Origin of the sequence: Neolewinella aquimaris (genome assembly GCF_014197245.1) — a bacterium.
GTDB lineage: Bacteria > Bacteroidota > Bacteroidia > Chitinophagales > Saprospiraceae > Neolewinella > Neolewinella aquimaris.
This window is the reverse complement of the sequence record NZ_JACIFF010000005.1, coordinates 138,008-156,125: the sequence shown is the minus strand read 5'-3', so window position 1 is coordinate 156,125 and position 18,118 is coordinate 138,008. Positions and strand designations below refer to the sequence as shown.

Sequence of the window (18,118 nt, the reverse complement as noted above, 5' to 3'; positions counted from 1 at the left end):
GTAAAAAACGTCTCGGACCAGAGGCCACCCGACCCACATCACCTCCGTAATACAGTACTCCCGCACCACTATACTATCTTGCACCCAACCCAATACCAACGATGAAGATCCGATTACCCCTGCTCCTTGCCCTATTCCTTTGCACCTGCGGCCCCGCCCAAATACTCGCCCAGCAGCAGCTCAACGAAGACCACTGGAAAGCGCTTGCGCCACGACCGATCGGACCGGCGGGCATGTCGGGAAGGGTAACCAGCATCGACGTACACCCCGTGGATAAGGACCGCATCTACGTCGGCACGGCATCCGGCGGACTGTGGATCAGCGAGAACGGCGGCATCAACTTCCAGCCCGTATTCGACGACCAAAAGCACCTGAGCATCGGCGCGGTAGCGGTCAGCGACGCCAACCCCAGCATCGTGTGGGCCGGCACCGGAGAGGGCAACCCCCGCAATTCAGCCAACTACGGCGGCGGCATCTACCGAAGCCTCGACGGCGGCAAGCACTGGGACGTGATGGGACTGGAAGACACCCGCCACATCCACCGCATCCTGCCCCACCCCACCGATCCGAACACGGTCTACGTCGGCGCGCTCGGCAGCATGTGGGGCCCCAACCCCGAACGCGGCGTGTACCGCACCACCGACGGCGGCAAAAACTGGGAAAAAGTACTGTACATCGACGAGGGCACCGGCATCGCCGACTTCGTGATGGACCCCGAAAACCCCAACAAACTCATCGCCGCCAGCTGGACCTTCGACCGCGACCCCTGGTTCTTCAACTCCGGCGGACCGGGCTCCGGCATCTGGGTGTCCCTCGACGGCGGCGACAACTGGGAACGCCGCACCGCCAAGGACGGACTGCCCAAGGGCAACCTCGGCCGCATCGGACTGGCCATCGCCCCCAGTAACCCCAACATCCTATACGCCCTGGTCGAAGCCAAGGAAAACGGACTGTACAAGAGCACCGACGGTGGAGAAACCTTCCAACTGGTCAGCAAGAAGAACATCGGCACCCGCCCCTTCTACTACGCCGAGCTCTACGTCGATCCCCAGAACGAGAACCGCATTTTTAATGTCCACACCTGGTTGGAACGCTCGGAGGACGGCGGTAAGTCGTTCGAGGAGATCGCCAACTACGGCAATGCCGTGCACCCCGATCACCACGCCTTCTGGATCGATAAGGACAATCCGGAATTCATCATCGAGGGCAACGACGGCGGCCTGAACTTCAGTCGCGACGGCGGCGACACCTGGCGCTTCGCGGAGAACATCCCCGTAGCCCAGTTCTACCACATCTCCTACGACATGAGTTACCCCTACCTCATCGGCGGCGGCATGCAGGACAACGGCAGCTGGGTAGGACCGAGCCAGGGACTGAAGAGCGGCGGCATCACCGACGCCGACTGGCAGGAAGTGTACTTCGGCGACGGCTTTGATATGATCTTTAAGCCCGACCAGCCGGACGTCGTCTACGCCGCCAGCCAGGGGGGCTACATCGGCCGCGTGAATCGTTCGACCGGCAAGACGACCTTCATCCGGCCCGTCCACCCCGAAGGAGAATTCCTACGCTTTAACTGGAACGCCCCGATCGCCCAGCACCCTACGGAGGCCAACACCATCTACATGGGCAGCCAGTACGTGCACAAGAGCACCGACGCCGGCCAGAGCTGGGAGATAATTAGTCCCGACCTCACCACCAACGACACCACCAAGCAACGGCAGGACATCAGCGGCGGACTCACCATCGACGCCACCCAGGCCGAAAATCACACCACCCTGCTGGCCATCGTACCCGCCCCGCCGCAATTCATGCAACCCCAAACCCTCTGGGTCGGCAGCGACGACGGCCGCCTGCACATTAGCCGCAACGACGGACAGGACTGGACCGAGCTCACCGGCAAACTCAGCGGCATGACCCCCGGCAGCTGGATCGGCTACATCGAGGCCTCGCCCATCAATCCCGGCGAAGCCTTCGTGGTCGTAAACGACTACCGCCGCGGCGATTACCGCCCCATGGTCTACCACACCACGAACTACGGCGACAGCTTCACCCGCATCGTAGACGAGGACAAGGTCAGCGGCCACGCCCAGGCCATCGTGCAGGATCTCGTGGAGCCCAACCTGCTCTTCCTCGGTACTGACCAGGGCCTGTGGTACAGCCTCGACTACGGCGATAGCTGGACGCGCTTCGACGCCGATTATCCCCACGTCTCCACCATCGACCTCAAGATTCACCCCCGCGAGCACGACCTCATCATCGGCACCTTCGGCCGGGCGGCGTACATCCTCGACGACATTCGTCCCTTCCGGGAAATGGCGCGGCAGGGGCAGGAAGTCCTGCAGGATTCCTTCTACGTCTTCCCCGCCCCCGATGCCTACCAGTGGGAGACGCGCTCCTACCAGGGCACCCGCTTTTACGCTCAGGGGCAGTTCCAGGGAGAAGATCGGCCCAGTGGCGCCATGCTGACCTTCTGGGTGCGTCCCGGTGGTCCGAGTGCGCAGTCGGATACCGTCGACGTCAGTCAGCTCACTGAGTATTCCCTCATTGCTCCGGAAATCAAAGAAGACATCCCCGGCCGGGAAACCGGCGACCCCGAGGATGCCTACCGCAACCAGGACGACGAGATCGACCCCATCGACCCGCCGAAGGAAAAGGTCAAGATCCAGGTCATCGACGTACAGACCGGCGACACCATCCGCACCTACACTCACCAGCCGCAGTGGGGCATGAACCGCACCGGCTGGAACATGCGCCGCGACGGCATCAACTACCCCAGTCGCCGCGAAGTGAAGGAAGACGCCGACACCCCCAGCGGACTGCCGGTGGTACCGGGCACCTACCGTATCCTGATGACCTACGGCAACCACAGCGGCGAGACCATCGTGACCGTACAGGCCGACCCCCGCGACCACTACGCCGGCAGCACCCGCTACGCCGAACGCGATCGCATGTACGCCGAACTTGAAACCGAAGTGGAGAAAGTACGCGACGCCTTCGACCGCTTACAGGAGGCCCGCAAGAGCATCACCCGCGTGGAAGGAGCCATGGCCGACGCCCCCAAAGCCGTCAAGGACTCTCTCAGCAAGGAAGGTAAGGACCTCGTCAAGCGCATCGCCGCCCTCGAAGAGATCTACACTGAAGCCGAGGACCTGAAGGGCATCCAGCGCAACCCCACCAATCTGCAGTCCTACCTCTACGGTGCCCGCAACTACATCAGCCAGATCGAGGGCCAACCCAGCCAGATGGCCGAACTGATGCTCGAGCAGTTCAGCCGGGGCGCGGAAGATTTCGTGAGCAAGGTAGATGCCTTCTTTACCACCGAATTTGCCGAGTACCAGCGGGAAGTGGAAGCGGCGAACCTGAGTCTTTTTGGGAATAAAGGATTGAGGGACTGAAGGTATTAGGGATTGAGGGAGCGAAGGACTGAGGGAGTAAGGGATCGATGGACTGAAGGAGCACTAACCCGTGGGACCTCTTCAATCCTTCTACCCCTCAATCCTTCATTCCCTTAAGTTCTTTTCCCCTTCAGTCCTTGCCTCCCTCAATCCTTGATATGAACCCTCGCTACCTCGGCTTCGGCTTTCTCCACTTCTTCTTCAGTTTCGTGGGGCAGACCTTTTTCATCAGCCTGTTCGTGGCGCGGATGACGGAGCGGATGGACTGGGCCGACAACACCTTCGCGGCGATCTACTCGGGGGTGACGCTGGTGGCGGCCTTCGTGCTTCCGGTGGTGGGACGGCAGGTCGATCGGTTTCGGGTGCGGTACGTAAGTACGGCTACGGCGGTGTGTTTGATCGTGGGCACACTGTTGCTGGCCTTTGCGGATCAGACGATCTGGCTGGTGGCCGGTCTGTTCGTCGTGCGGCTGGGTGGCCAGGGGGTACTTCCGCTCATCGGTTCTACGACCATTGGGCGCTACTTTGATCAGCGGCGGGGGCGGGCGCTGGCACTTTCCATCATTGGCATTTCGGTGGCGGAGGTCCTGTTGCCGCCGCTGGCGACTTACGTGATGGTGGACTACGGTTTTCAGCCTGTCTGGTTGATGGCGGGGGCGGCGGTGCTGCTTGTGTTTGTGCCGGCGGTGTGGTTACTGGTACGGCGGCACGACGACTTTCAGCGGGCGGATACGGTGGCCGAAGCCCAGCTTCGCCGGGATCCCGATGCGGAGGAGGTGAATTCATGGACGGGCGCGCAGGTGCTGAGGGACCGGCGATTTCAGCTCATCCTGCCCATCGTGCTTTTTATCCCCTTCGTTTTTACTGGCCTGGTCTTTAATCAATCGGTGATAGCGGAGCAACGTGGTTACACCCCCGCCACCATGGCCTACGGACTGAGTGCCTACGGGCTCGTGCGGGTCGTGTTTCTGCTGTTTGGCGGCGACGTGATCGACCGGGTGGGACCGACGCGGTTGCTGCGGTTCGTCTTACTGCCGGCGGTGGCGGGCCTGTTGGTCTTACTTCTCGTGGAGGCCAGCTGGTCGGTGCCCGTCTTCTTTGGTCTCATGGCCGTGAGCGGGGGAATGGACTCCGTGAATACGCCCGCGCTCTGGGCCGAGCGCTACGGTCCCCGTTTTCTCGGCAGCATCAAGAGTACGGTGCGGCTATTTGTGGTGGTAGCTTCGGCGGCGGCACCCATTCTGTTCAGCTACGGACTGCGCTGGGGGCTGGAGGCGTGGCTGGGACTACTGGTGGGGTACGGGGTGGTGTGTTTGGGGCTGGCGGTGTGGGAGCGTAAGATCAAGAGCCGGGGCGAGCTCCGGGTGAAATGAAGTGGGTAGCGAGGTAAACGCACCGGTACGAATGCCTTAAAAGGAGAAGAAAAATGGCCCGTACCGCCAAAAATTGTCGCAATGGTACTAGGTTGTGACCCGGTCTACGGCTGCACGTTTGCGACCGGCGACTAGATTTACCGAAAATAGTAGCGAGCATGATGTTGAACAGCAGTATTGATAAGGCCACGGGCTTTGAGAAAAGATTCGAGAACATCGATACCATCATTTTCGAAGATTCGTCCACGGCGTCCAAATCTGTAGCAAAGGAGATCGCCGCCTTGATCCGGGCCAAACAGATCACAAAGGAGTCTTGCGTTCTTGGCCTGGCGACCGGTTCTACGCCAAAAAGCCTGTACGCCGAGCTGGTACGCATGCACCGGGAGGAAGGACTGAGCTTTCGTAATGTGATCACCTTCAACCTGGACGAGTACTATCCCATGGAACCGGACTCCATCCACAGCTACGTCCGGTTTATGAAGGAACTGCTGCTGGACCAGATAGACATCCTTCCCGAAAACTGCCACATCCCCGACGGCACCCTGCCTAAGGAGGAAATATCCGACTACTGCGCCGGCTACGAAGCCAAGATCAAAGCCGTCGGCGGCATCGACCTGCAAATCCTGGGAATCGGGGGCAACGGACACATCGGCTTCAACGAATCCGGCTCGCTACAGAATTCCCGTACGCGACTCGTCGCCCTGGATCACATCACCCGGGTCGCTGCCGCCAAGGAGTTTTCGGGGCTCAACAACACCCCGCGAACGGCCATCACCCTCGGGATACAAAAGATCATGGAGGCGAAGCGGGTGATCCTCATGGCCTGGGGGGAAGGAAAGGCAAACATCATCCGGGCCGCGGTAGAGGGAGAAGTAACCACCAAAGTACCCGCGTCCTTCCTTCAGGGACACGCCAACGCCATATTCGTGGTGGACCGGGAAGCATCGAAGTTCCTGACCCGGATCAGTTCGCCCTGGCTGGTGGAAAAAGTACAGTGGACGGCAAAGATGACCCGCAAGGCCGTCCTCGGCTTGGCGCTGAGCCTCAACAAACCCATTCTGATGCTGACCGACGCGGACTACATCGAAAACGGAATGAGCGACCTGCTGGCTAACTCCGGGCCGGCCTACGACATCAACATTAAAATATTCAACGACCTACAGAGCACCATTTCCGGCTGGCCGGGCGGCAAACCGAACGCCGACGACAGCAACCGGCCCGAAAGAGCCGAACCGGCCAGGAAGCGGGTACTGATCTTCAGTCCCCACCCCGACGACGACATCATCAGCATGGGCGGCACCTTCAAGCGCCTGCACGAGCAGGGCCACGAGGTGCACGTAGCCTACCAGACCTCGGGCAACATCGCGGTTGCCGACGACGAAGCCCTGCGTTTCGCCAACTTCGTGGTCGATTACAACAGCAGGTTCGACATCAAAAACCAGGAAGCTCAGGACATCTACAAAAGGGCGATCGAGTTTATCAAAAACAAGAAGGCCAGCGAGATCGACACCCCCGATGTACGGGCGATCAAGGGGCTGATCCGCAGGGGAGAAGCACGGGCGACGAGTCACTTCGTCGGGCTCCCCGACGAACGCATTCACTTCATGGACCTTCCCTTCTACGAAACGGGAAAGGTCGAGAAAAACCCCGTCGGGGAAGCGGACATCGAGCTCACGATGGCGCTCATCGAAAAGGTCAAACCCCACCAGATCTATGCGGCGGGCGACCTGGCGGACCCCCACGGCACGCACAAGGTGTGCCTGGACGCCATCTTCGAGTCGGTCAGAAGATTAAAATCGAAGCCGTTCATGAAGGACTGCTGGGTATGGCTCTACCGCGGCGCCTGGCAGGAGTGGGGCATCGACGAAATCGAAATGGCCGTACCCATGAGCCCCGACCAGGTACTCGAAAAACGACGCGGCATCTTCAAGCACCAGTCCCAGAAAGACGGGGTGGTATTCCAGGGTTCCGACAGCCGTGAATTCTGGCAGCGGGCCGAAGACAGAAACAAGGACACCGCCGACATTTACGATGCAATGGGCCTCGCCCGTTACGCAGCCATGGAGGCCTTCGTCCGGTGGCATTTCTGAGGATTGCCACATATGCCTACGTCAGCATCGGGCGGGGACGCGGGAGCAGAGAACGTCACAAAAAGCGGGGGAATACCTACCCGTAATTGCACATCACCAACAACGTAAAAGCATGATTTTAGATAATTTCAGTCTCGCGGGGAAGACCGCCGTAGTAACCGGATGCAAACGGGGCATCGGCTTCGCAATGGCCACGGGACTCGCGGAGGCCGGCGCCGACATCATCGGGGTATCCGCCAGCCTGGAAAGCTCGGGCTCCGCCATTGAAAAAGCCGTCACCGAGATCGGACGGAAGTTTACCGCCTACCAGTGCGATTTCGGTAACCGGGAGGCCCTCTACGCCTTTATCGAAGCAGTCAAGGCCGACCACGGTACGCCCGACATCCTGGTTAATAACGCCGGCACCATCCTGCGCGAACCCGCCGCTACCCACTCCGACGAATACTGGGACCGGGTGATCGAGGTAAATCAATCCGCCCAGTTCATTCTCGCCCGGGAGTTTGGCCGGGATATGATCGAAAGGGGGAGCGGCAAGGTGATCTTCACCGCTTCCCTCCTCACCTTCCAGGGTGGAATCACCGTTCCCGGGTACGCCGCTTCGAAGGGGGCCATCGGGCAGCTGACCATGGCGCTTTCCAACGAGTGGGCAGGAAAGGGAGTGCAGGTGAACGCCATCGCGCCCGGCTATATCGCAACCGATAATACCCAGGCGCTACAGGACAACGCCGAGCGCAGCACGGCCATCCTCGGTCGCATTCCGGCCGGTCGTTGGGGAAAACCCGAAGACTTTAAGGGGCCTACGGTCTTTCTTGCCAGTTCCGCGGCGGACTACGTCAGTGGGACGGTGCTGGTCGTCGACGGAGGCTGGATGGGCAGGTAAGTTTGCTAAAACCAACCATGATGAACACATCGACACCCTATAAACACCGCTTCTTGCGCTATTTGCTTTGCTCCTGCGTCCCCGCCCTTCTGCTCCTTACCTCCTGTGAAGAAGAACCGACGAATGTCGCAACAGAACAGGGAATTGAGCAAGGCACGCAATCCGTACGCACCAACATTCGCCTCGCGAAACGCAATGCCCAAAACGAATTCGAGGAAGGCACTGAATTTACGCGTGCACCAGACCATAAGGGGCAGATCATGCCGGCCGTATACCAGAACGAAGGCCCCGCCTGGGAGAACGAGAACATCGCCTTCCGGATGTACTGGGACGAGCGGAACGGCATCGACATTCACGGCAAGAAAGTGAGCGACATGGTGCTCGATACCGTGGGGCTGGACCGCAACAACTACCACGAGATGTCCGACTGGGGAATGGACGTGCTCAAGGCCGGAAATTCCCTCGGCGCCGGCAGCATTGCGCTCATGGTAGACGGCAAGGTTTATCGCATCGGTGACGCCCGGCAGGAGAAGGTGAGGATCACGGAAGAAACCGCGGACCGCTCGGCTTTTCACCTCGACTACGACGGGTTGGAGATTGCCGGTCGGACCATCGATCTCGACTGGGTCATCAGCATCGAGGCCGGCACTCACGACTACGACGCCACCGTGACCGCCACGGGCCTGACTGGTGGGGAAGAGCTAGTTGTAGGCATCGTGAACCTACACTCGGATACGCTATACACCACGGAAAAAGGCGATCGCTTCGTGGCCTACACCCACGGTCCGCAGGCCGAACTGGATCACTACCTCGGCATGGCAATCTCGGTCGACCGGGACCAATTCATCGACCATGGCGAACTGGCACCCGATGCGCAACCGGTATCCTCGACGTACATCGTCCGCGCCAAACTAACGGATGGCGAGCCGACCGGCTACCGCTTCACGGCGGGCTGGGCACCGGGGCATCCGGAATTTGAGCGGCGGGAGGCCTTCGAGGAGGTGATCAGGTAAGCGGATATATCTGCGAGCGGGCTACCAAAAGATGGGGCCCGTCCCCAGGTATTTTTCCGCGATGGGTTGGTAGTAGTCCAGCACGTCCTCTAGATCGTATACTTGCTGGCTCTTGGTGTAGAGGTCGTACTGATTGAAATCCTTGATAATCTCCAGGTACTTCTCATCCTTTTCGCTGAGCAACTCCTTGTACGCGCCGCCGGAATGCCAGGGGTAGAAAGAATGGTAGCGGATCATGACCATGGCCTCTTCGGGAAGCGTATTGGTCTGGTGGTTATTGAGGACCTGGTACAGGTATTCGTCGTGGCCCCAGGCGAGGTCTACGTTGTCGATGCCGCAGCCTGCTTCGTAGATGCCTAAGGCGGTATTGTAGCGATCGTCCTGCATATCCGGATTCGTTTTGTTGAATTCGGGGTAGACGCAGGAGTCGGGCAGGGCGCAGCCTACGACAAACACGTCGCCGACCATGCCCCACTGTTCGGCCTGACTGGTGCCGTCTTCGTCGCTGCCCCAGAGAAACATCACCTTGCCGAGGTCGTGAATGAGTCCGGTCAGTTGCATCCAGTCGGGGCGGCCGTCGGCGCGGATGGCTTCGGCGCTCTGGATGAGGTGTTGCACGTTCGGGAGGTCCAGGTCCGGGTCGCTGACATCGATCAGGCTATTTAGGTGGCGCATGGCTTCCCACAGGTCCATTGGTTTGTCGAACTTCAGGTACTTGTCGTGCATCTGCCGCACGTAGGCTACCGTCTGATTCTTGCGCATTTTCCGGTAATGCTCCTTTACGGCTACCGACACATCGGGGGCGTCGTAATTTCTGAAGACTTTCGCTTCCGCCATGGTGTTTTCTTATCGTGGACAGCAGCTGTCCGGTTATACGTTTCCGAGTAAAAGGTAGAAGGCCAGCGTGAGGACGACCAGGCAGACGCTGAACACCCGTGCGTGCTTCCAGGGGCTTAGGTCAAGGATGCCGGCATCCTGCATAACAAATTTAGCCTCTTTCGGTGACATCAGCGAGACCAGGTGCATCACGGTAATATTCAGCACGAATTCGATTCCCCAGATGTGGACGAAGTGCAGGTCGACGGCGAGCACATAGTCCATGACAACGTAGAACACGAGGCCGAATGCCAGACCCGCCTTGGCCCCGGTAGCCGATACCCGGGGAAACAAGAATCCGGCCGTGATCACGCTGGCGATCGGGATGAAAAATATGCCGTTCAGTTGCTGAAGGAGCTGGTATAGGCCCGCGGGGGCATTGGCGACGAAGGGGGCGATGCCGATGGCGAAAAAGGCCAGGATGGCGGAGGTCCACTTGCCGATTTTTACCAGTTTTCTCTCGCCGGCATCCCGCTGGATGTAGCGTTTATAGATTCCCAGACTGAAGACGGTGGCCGCGCTGTTCAGCGTACTGTTGAACGTGCTGAAAATGGCTCCCATCATGACGGCGACGAAGAAGCCGGTGAGCCACAGCGGCAGCACCTTTTTGACCAGGAGGGGATATACGGTATCCGGATTATTGTAGAGGCTGTCCCCGTAGTAATAGAAACCGATCAGCCCCGGCAGCACGATGATCGATGGGACCAAAATTTTCAGCAGGCCGGTAAACAGCAGTCCTTTCTGGGCTTCCTTAAGGTTTACGGCGCCGAGTACCCGCTGGACGATGGATTGGTGCATCGTCCAGAAGTAGACCTGATTAATTACCAGGCCCGTAAACAGTACCTCGAAGGGTAAAATGGCCGAGCGGGCCCCCTCCCCGACCCCGGGCTCCTTACTAATCACATTAAACTTACTGGGGCTGTTTTCAAATACTCTGCTTAATCCCTCCACCGCATTTCCGTCACCGATGCTCAGCAGCGCGAGTATGGGAACCAGTAGTCCGGCCACCAATAGTCCGAAACCGTTGATGGTATCCGTATAGGCCACCATTTTTAATCCTCCGAAAATAGCGTACACGGCTCCGATGATTCCGACGACCAGGATGGTGACCCAGATTCCCTCCCGCTCGCTGATGTTCAGCAGATCGGAAATCTCGAAGATGGCTTCAATATTCAGCGCCCCCGTGTACAGCACGATGGGCAGTAGGGTGGCGATAAAGGAAATGATCAGCAGCAGGGCGACCACCGTTCGGGTGAGCCCATCGAACCGCTTTTCGAGGAATTCGGGGATGGTGGTCAGTCCCATTTTCAGGTACTTCGGTGCGAAGTAAAGCGCGCCGACAATCAGCGCCAGCGCCGAAGTGACCTCCCAGGCGATGATGATGGCCCCATTGCGGTAAGCCGACCCGTTCATTCCGACCAGGTGTTCCGTAGAGATATTCGTCAGCAACAATGAGCCCGCGATCACCACTCCCGTTAGCGACCTGCCCCCCAGGAAATAGCCGTCCTGGGTGTTTAATTTATCCCGGCGCAGTTGCCAGGTCGCGTATAAAGCTACAAATCCGGTGTATAAAAGGAAGGTGAGTAGGGTCACGCCCATGAGGCAGTCTTTTTTAATTGATGCCCATTAAGGTAATGGTTACTGCCCCGACTCGGCGGAGTCGTCGGCCGAGGTACTAGTCGTCGGCCGACCGAGGCACGAGGCTCGTCCGCCGACTAAGGGTAAATTCTCCTAGTAAGTACAATAGCCATCGATAACCGCACTGCCCCGACTCGGCGGACGACCTGTAGTCGGCCGACGAGGGGGCAGTCGGCCAACCGAGGTACTAGTCGTCGGCCGACCGAGGCACGAGGCTCGTCCGCCGACTAAGGGATGGATGTACAATTTACCAAGTACCATATTCAATGTACCATTTGGCTACCGCATGGCTCTGCTCGCTGCGCTCGTGGCGTACTTGTCGTCCGACGACTAAGGGTAATTTCTCTTAGTAAGGATTATGGTCATCGATAACCGCCCCGCCCCGACTCGGCGGACGACCTGTAGTCGGCCGACGAGGGGGCAGTCGGCCGACGAGGGGGCTACACCTTCCCCCGCCGCGAAAGCAACACCGCAATCGGCCGCGTAGACCGGAACTGCGCCAAAAACGTGATGAGCACGAAGGTGATGGGAACACACAGCAACATGCCCACGATGCCCCAAAGCAGGCCCCAGAGGATGAGCGAAAAGATGATGACGAAGGGACTAATGTTAAGGGCGTTGCCGTAAAGCCTGGGCTCGAGCAATCCGCCGATGCTGAGTTGAATAAGGCCAACGCCGATGACGACGATGACAAACGGCGTCAGGTAGTCGAACTGCACGAGTGCCATGAGGCTGGGCAGTATCGTAGCGACGATGGACCCGATGGTGGGGATGAAGTTGAGGGCGAAAATGGCAAAGGCCCAGAAGATGGCAAAGTCTACCCCGGCGTATTCGATGACAAAAAAGCTAAGCAGGGCGGTCGCGAAGGAAGCGGCAAACTTGACGCCAACGTAGGCGCGAATGGCCCGGTTGATCTTATCCAGCATACCCAGCACCCGGACTTTCCGCTGTTGGTTGAGGCCCAGCGCCGCCAGCTTTCGCGTAAAGGTATGTTGCTCCACCAGCAGAAAGAGGGTGTACAGTAGGACAAGTAGAAACTGCCGGGTCACCGTCGTAAAGGAGGTCAGCAGGCTCAGCAGGTATCCGTTGATGTCCAACTCGCCGTACACGGCACGTAGGGTGATGGCCTCGTCGTAGCCCAGGCCGACCAGGATTCGGTCGAACTGCCGTTCCAGGTTCAGCCAGTATTCCGGGGCGGTGGCGATCATCTCGTTGATCTGTCGGCCGACTAGGCTCCCGGCGAGCACGATCGCGGCCAGAACCAGGCCGGCGGCGACGGTCAGGCTTACGCCACGCGGACTTTCGGATCCGATGGCCGGTATTCTGCGGATAAGCTGATCCACGGCATTGATCAGGTACCAAAGCACGAAGGAAAGCACGACGGGAACGAGCAGGACCTTACCAAAAAACATCAGGCACACAAACAGACAGGCCAGGGCAAGGGAGTAGGTGATTTTTTGCAGGGGTAACATGGGAGTATCAACCCCTGGGCGGGCTAAAAGGTCGCAGGAGTGGCAGTCGTCGGCCGACCGAGGTACGAGGCTCGTCCGCCGACTTGGATACGGGCATTTACAATTTACCGTGTACAATATTCAATGTACCATTTGGCTACCGCACGGATCTGGACAGTCGTCGGCCGACCGAGGCACGAGGCTCGTCCGCCGACTAGGGTATGGGCATTTACAATTTACCGTGTACAATATCCAATGTACCATTTGGCTACCGCACGGCTCAGCGCGCAGAGATAGCGGGCGGGGACGCAGGTGCGAGGTGAATCCTCGAATAGCCTGAGGTTCCTAACTGCGGCGCTTGCACCAATGGGTACGGGTGAAAGGGATGGCGAGACAATATTGTTAAAACTAGTTGTTTTGAATTTTGCATTACGCTCGTGGCCACCTCGCCTTGCTTATCGGCTAAAACTCCCCTATATTAATTATCGGGCCGTTACCGGCTGCAAGTATGGTTTAAACCTCCATGTTTAGTGTGGTCCTTCTGTGCGCGTCGTCGGTATAGGAAGCTGGCCTTTATGGGGGGGGTCGAGATAAATTTTTGGTTTAGGCTTTGAGATAGTATCACCATAAAACACACACTATGAATTTTTCAAAGTTATCCGACAGCATTAGCGGTGAGGTCATCGTGCCCGGTGACCAGCAGTACGAGGAGGCCAGGGCGATCTACAACGGCATGATTGATAAGCGGCCCGCTGCTATTGTAAAGTGTCAAAATACAGATGACGTGGTTGCCGCGGTCAACTTTGGCCGGGAAAACAGGATAGAAACCGCAATTCGTGGGGGCGGTCACAACGGCGCGGGGTTGGCACTGGTTGACGGGGGCCTGGTCATCGATCTAGCGGAAATGAACGAAATCAAGGTGGATGCCGCCGCGAAAACTGCCCGGGTACAGGGCGGTTGCCTACTGAAGGACGTAGACGCGGCGACCCACGAGCACGGACTGGCACTACCGAGCGGGATCATCGGAACGACCGGGATTGGCGGGCTGACCCTTGGTGGCGGAATGGGCTACTTAAGTCGGAAGGGCGGACTGACCATCGATAACCTGCTGGAGTGCGAAGTGGTACTGGCTTCCGGAGAAGTGGTCACCGCTAATGAGCATTCACATCCGGACCTGTTCTGGGCCCTGCGCGGTGGCGGCGGGAACTTCGGCGTGGTTACCTCCTTCAAATTTCACCTACTGGACGTCAAAAATGTATATGCGGGTCCGATGTTTTGGCCACTTGAGAAAGCCAGAGCGGCGATGCAGTTCTACGACGAGCTGACCAAGGACGCCCCGAATGATCTGTACGGGTTCTTCGCCTTCCTGAGGGTGCCGCCCGCCCCACCCTTCCCGGAGCACCTATGGAACCAAAAGGTATGTGGGGTGGTATGGAATTATACCGGTCCGATGGATGAGGTGGAGCGTGTATTTAAGCCAATCCGTGAATTTGGTCCGCCCGTCCTGGATTTTGTAAGCGAGATCCCGATGCCCGCGCTGAATAGCATGTTCGATGCGCTCTATCCGCCGGGCATGCAGTGGTACTGGAGGGCGCACTACCTCGATGAGCTGACCGATGGGGCAATTGACGTGAATATCAAATACGGGGAGAAAATTCCTAATTTTCACACTACTACGCATCTGTACCCTATTGACGGTGCGGTGCACGAGGTCGGCAGCAACGAGACGGCCTGGGCCATTCGGGATGCCCGCTGGGCGCAGGTGATCGTAGGCGTGGACCCCGATGCCGCAAACGCCGGAACAGTCACCGACTGGTGCAAGAACTTCCATACCGCGCTGACGCCCCATGCGCGGGGAGGGGCCTACGTCAACTTTATGATGGAGGAAGGCCAGGAAAAGATAAAGGCGGCCTACGGGGATAACTACGCGAAGCTGGCAGCGATAAAGGCTGAGTACGATGCGGATAATTTCTTCCACGTCAATCAGAATATTAAGCCGCAGTTGGAGTCGTCGGGGGTGTAGGAGTTTTTTTACCGCAGATTGCGCGCGGATTGGTTTCGCGGATTTCGCGGAGGGGGGCCGTCGTCGGCCGACCGAGGGACGAGGCTCGTCCGACGACTGAGGGATAGGATTTACAATGTACCAGGTACCATATATAATGTACCATTTGGCTGCCGCACGGCACAGCCGTGACCCGTCCGATAGGTGGGAAGCCCCGACTCGGCGGACGACTTGTGGTCGGCCGACGAGGGGGCAGTCGTCGGCCGACCGAGGTACGAGGCTCGTCCGCCGACTGGAGGAATAGGATTTACAATGTACCAGGTACCATATATAATGTACCATTTGGCTGCCGCACGTCACAGTTGTGACCCGTCCGATAGGTGGGGAGCCCCGACTCGGCGGACGACTTGTAGTCGGCCGACGAGGGGGCCGTCGTCGGCCGACCGAGGCACGAGGCTCGTCCGCCGACTGGGGGAGGGGAAGAATTTACAATGTACCGTTTCTAATGCACAATTTACCATTTGGTTGCCGCACAGCTCCGCTCACATGGCGACAGACTTATTGTTGGGTAGTGAATTTGTATTTATGTGGGAAGAACGTAGTGTACGCTTCGTCCCGCGCCTTGCATTTGGAGCGCGCCTATTTTGGCAAGACGGTGGAGTGCCCGGGCTGCCGTGGACGGAGAAACTCGATTGATACTGACATACTTCCGGTTGGTCATTCCCCCCGTGAATCCTGATGGACCTGCGGCAAACATTTTTTTGATGGCCTTACTTTCGTGTTCGTTCAGTAGATCGCCGTAGCGTTGGAAATATGCGTGCTTCCTGACGGTAAATTCTACCAGTTCTTCCGCATAGGTGACTGCTTCGGATAGGACATTACAAAAATATGTCATCCAGGGAGTGATATCCAGAGATGTTTGGGAGTCTCTAAGTGCGGCGTAGTATTCTTTGCGGCGCTGCTCAATAGCATGGGACAGGCTGAAGGGAATAAATGCGCCTAAGTGCTGTGAAAGTAGCTTTTCCAGGAGAGCCCTTCCGATCCTGCCGTTGCCGTCTTCAAAGGGATGGATGGATTCAAACCAAAAATGGGCAACTCCCGCACGGAGAACCGGACAATCATCCTCTGTCACTGAAGCATTGCAGTAACTCACTAATCTCGTCATCTCTCGTGGCACGCGGTCGGCCGGTGGGGCCTCGTAATGAATTTTCTGACGGTACGCTGGCCCGCTCACGATGCGCATGGGGGATTTTCCCCTTCGATACTCACCAACGACCTTCAGTCTGTCATCATAGCCTAACAACAGTTCGTGCCAATACTTTAGGGCGGTCTCCGTGAGCGGGTCCGCGAAGGTTTCTCGGTTAAGCACGATCTGCCGTCCAATGGCTCTGGCGCGTAAGTCTGATACAGTTTGGTGCTCCGATAGCAGTCGTCCGCCGATATTTAAATTATTCATAACGGACGAAACCAGGTCCTCCCGTCCAATTTTTTCACCCTCGATACTGGACGTAGTTATAGCTTCCTCGACGAGACGATCAACAAGGTATTGGTATATATCTTCATTTGAAAGTTGGCCGATTCGTTCCAATAGCTGAGTCACGCGATTGGTGTAGCTATCAACTCCGGTGCGAAATGCATTGCTGTCGTAAGTGAAATTTGGCCAATCAGAGAATTGCCAGCTGTACATAGTGACCTATTTTGGACTTCTTTAATTAAGTCAATATTAAACTTTATGACATGATTACGCAAGTTAATCGTGTCATCTTAACCGTTCGCCTTAAATATGAATCTCACTCCCTCCTGCTTCTTGGTTATTTTATTAATTGCTGTAGGACATCCGGTTCTACGTACCCAGGTGCTGCCAACCCCCAAAATCGAACAGCTCACCGACCGCGCCCTGCCCCAGGCCATCCAGGAACTCACCGACTTTCTCGCAATCCCCAACGACGGCAACTACCCCCAACAGGTGGAGGACAACCTGGCCTGGTGCCAGCAGCGATTCAGTAGCCTGGGCTTCGCCGTAACGCGGCTGGAAACACCCGGGATGCCGCTGCTATTCGCGGAGCAGCGGATAGATCCCGCCCTGCCCACCGTATTGTTCTACCTCCAGATCGACGGACAGCCGGTAGACACCTCCGCCTGGGACCAGCCAAATCCTTACCACGCCGTACTAAAGCGGAAAAACGAGGACGGCACTTACACCACGGTGAATACACCCGACACTTTTGATCCCGAACTGCGCCTCTTCGCTCGCTCGGCATCGGATTCGAAGGGGCCGGCTATCGCCTTCGTTACAGCGCTGGATGGTTTGAAGGGCGAAGGGATAAAGCCGGCGTATAACGTTAAGGTCATTATGGACTTCCAGGAGGAACTGGGAAGCGACGACCTGCCCGGTGCCGTCGAGAAGCACCGTGAGTTGTTTGAATCGGACTTTCTGGTGATTATGGACGGCACTCGTCATGTCTCCAACCTGCCGACCCTCACCTTCGGGGCGCGGGGCATCGCGACGGTGACTTTGAAGATCTTCGGGCCGCGCTACGCCCTGCACAGTGGACAGTACGGCAACTTTGCACCGAATCCTGTATTCGCCGCCGCCCGCCTTATTGCAGCCATGAAGGATGAAAGCGGGCGGGTAACCGTGCCCGGCTTCTACGAGGGCGTCGAACTCACCGAAGCCGATAAGCGGGAAATGAACAAGATTCCCGAAACCCGGGAGGCCATCCGGGAAATGGTGGGCATCGCCGAAAACGAAGCCCTCGGCGATACCTACCAAGAAGCATTGCAGTATCCCAGCCTGAACGTACGCGGCATCCGGGGTGGCTGGACGGGTAAGGAAGTCCGTACCCTTATTCCCGAAGAGGTGACCATCGAGATCGACATGCGCCTCGTGCCCGAGACCCCGGGGGAGCGGCAGGTGAAGCTGCTTCGTGACTTCATCGAAGAGAGGGGCTATCACTTCGTCGACGAAGCGCCTACGGAGGAAGAACGAATGACCTATCCGAAACTTATTTCCTTCACTTCGTCCCTCGGTTCGGTACCCTTCCGCACCGATCTGGGTACGCCAATTGACCACTGGCTCACGGCCGGAGTGACCCGGGCCCTCGGACAGGAACCCATTCACATGCGTCTGACTGGTGGCTCGCAACCGATGGGCCCGTTCGTAAACTTGCTGGGTCTGCCCGCCGTGTCACTACGTATTCCTAATCCGGACAACAGTATACACGCTCCCAACGAAAATCTGCGGCTCGGCAACTATCGGGAGGGGATAATGGAGTGTCTGGGGGTGCTTACGGAGGCGATCCCGCACGAGTAATCGGCGTGGTGTAGTATTGGAGCTCATCGCAGATTAAATGCGGAGGTTTTCGCGGATTTTTGCTCGGCGTAACGAACCTGCTCCTGC

Annotated in this window: 11 protein-coding genes; 7 read left to right on the top strand and 4 right to left on the bottom strand. The window is 57.9% G+C overall.

Annotation, left to right across the window (positions count from 1 at the left end; all coding sequences use genetic code 11):
• Positions 1–101 precede the first annotated feature (101 nt).
• The 5 genes from GGR28_RS10830 (at position 102) to GGR28_RS10810 (ending at position 8,751) form a co-directional block, all read left to right on the top strand.
• A complete protein-coding gene (locus tag GGR28_RS10830) occupies positions 102–3,395 on the top strand; it encodes a VPS10 domain-containing protein (protein WP_183495806.1) in 3,294 nt (1,097 codons plus the stop codon).
• Between the two features lie 158 nt (positions 3,396–3,553).
• Complete coding sequence (locus tag GGR28_RS10825; protein WP_183495805.1) at positions 3,554–4,768, top strand: MFS transporter; 1,215 nt, start codon at positions 3,554–3,556, stop codon at positions 4,766–4,768.
• A gap of 161 nt (positions 4,769–4,929) precedes the next feature.
• Positions 4,930–6,858: a glucosamine-6-phosphate deaminase gene (gene nagB / locus GGR28_RS10820; protein WP_183495985.1), complete on the top strand. Its 1,929-nt coding sequence runs from the start codon at positions 4,930–4,932 to the stop codon at positions 6,856–6,858.
• Positions 6,859–6,973: 115 nt separating this feature from the next.
• Positions 6,974–7,738: an SDR family oxidoreductase gene (locus tag GGR28_RS10815; protein ID WP_183495984.1), complete on the top strand. Its 765-nt coding sequence runs from the start codon at positions 6,974–6,976 to the stop codon at positions 7,736–7,738.
• A gap of 53 nt (positions 7,739–7,791) precedes the next feature.
• Positions 7,792–8,751, top strand: coding sequence for a DUF4861 family protein (locus tag GGR28_RS10810; RefSeq protein WP_183495804.1), 960 nt, complete (start codon positions 7,792–7,794; stop codon positions 8,749–8,751).
• Positions 8,752–8,772: 21 nt separating this feature from the next.
• Here the strand turns inward: GGR28_RS10810 and GGR28_RS10805 are convergent, their stop codons facing one another.
• The 3 genes from GGR28_RS10805 to GGR28_RS10795 form a co-directional block, all read right to left on the bottom strand.
• Entirely contained in the window at positions 8,773–9,588 is an 816-nt protein-coding gene (locus GGR28_RS10805; protein WP_183495803.1) for an inositol oxygenase family protein, read from the bottom strand.
• A gap of 33 nt (positions 9,589–9,621) precedes the next feature.
• Positions 9,622–11,226, bottom strand: a complete 1,605-nt coding sequence (locus GGR28_RS10800) for a solute:sodium symporter family transporter (protein ID WP_183495802.1) — start codon at positions 11,224–11,226, stop codon at positions 9,622–9,624.
• A 479-nt stretch (positions 11,227–11,705) separates the two neighbouring features.
• The gene (locus GGR28_RS10795) at positions 11,706–12,737 is read right to left on the bottom strand and encodes an AI-2E family transporter (protein WP_183495801.1); all 1,032 of its coding nucleotides are present in this window, start codon (positions 12,735–12,737) and stop codon (positions 11,706–11,708) included.
• 619 nt (positions 12,738–13,356) lie between these two features.
• On the opposite strand from GGR28_RS10795, the gene GGR28_RS10790 reads away from it, so the two are divergent.
• Positions 13,357–14,739 carry an FAD-binding oxidoreductase gene (locus tag GGR28_RS10790; protein ID WP_183495800.1) on the top strand — a complete coding sequence of 461 codons (1,383 nt, stop codon included), beginning with the start codon at positions 13,357–13,359 and terminating at the stop codon, positions 14,737–14,739.
• Between the two features lie 562 nt (positions 14,740–15,301).
• Here the strand turns inward: GGR28_RS10790 and GGR28_RS10785 are convergent.
• Entirely contained in the window at positions 15,302–16,405 is a 1,104-nt protein-coding gene (locus GGR28_RS10785) for a Fic family protein (protein ID WP_183495799.1), read from the bottom strand.
• 168 nt (positions 16,406–16,573) lie between these two features.
• On the opposite strand from GGR28_RS10785, the gene GGR28_RS10780 reads away from it, so the two are divergent.
• A complete protein-coding gene (locus tag GGR28_RS10780) occupies positions 16,574–18,031 on the top strand; it encodes a M20/M25/M40 family metallo-hydrolase (protein ID WP_183495798.1) in 1,458 nt (485 codons plus the stop codon).
• Positions 18,032–18,118: the final 87 nt, after the last annotated feature.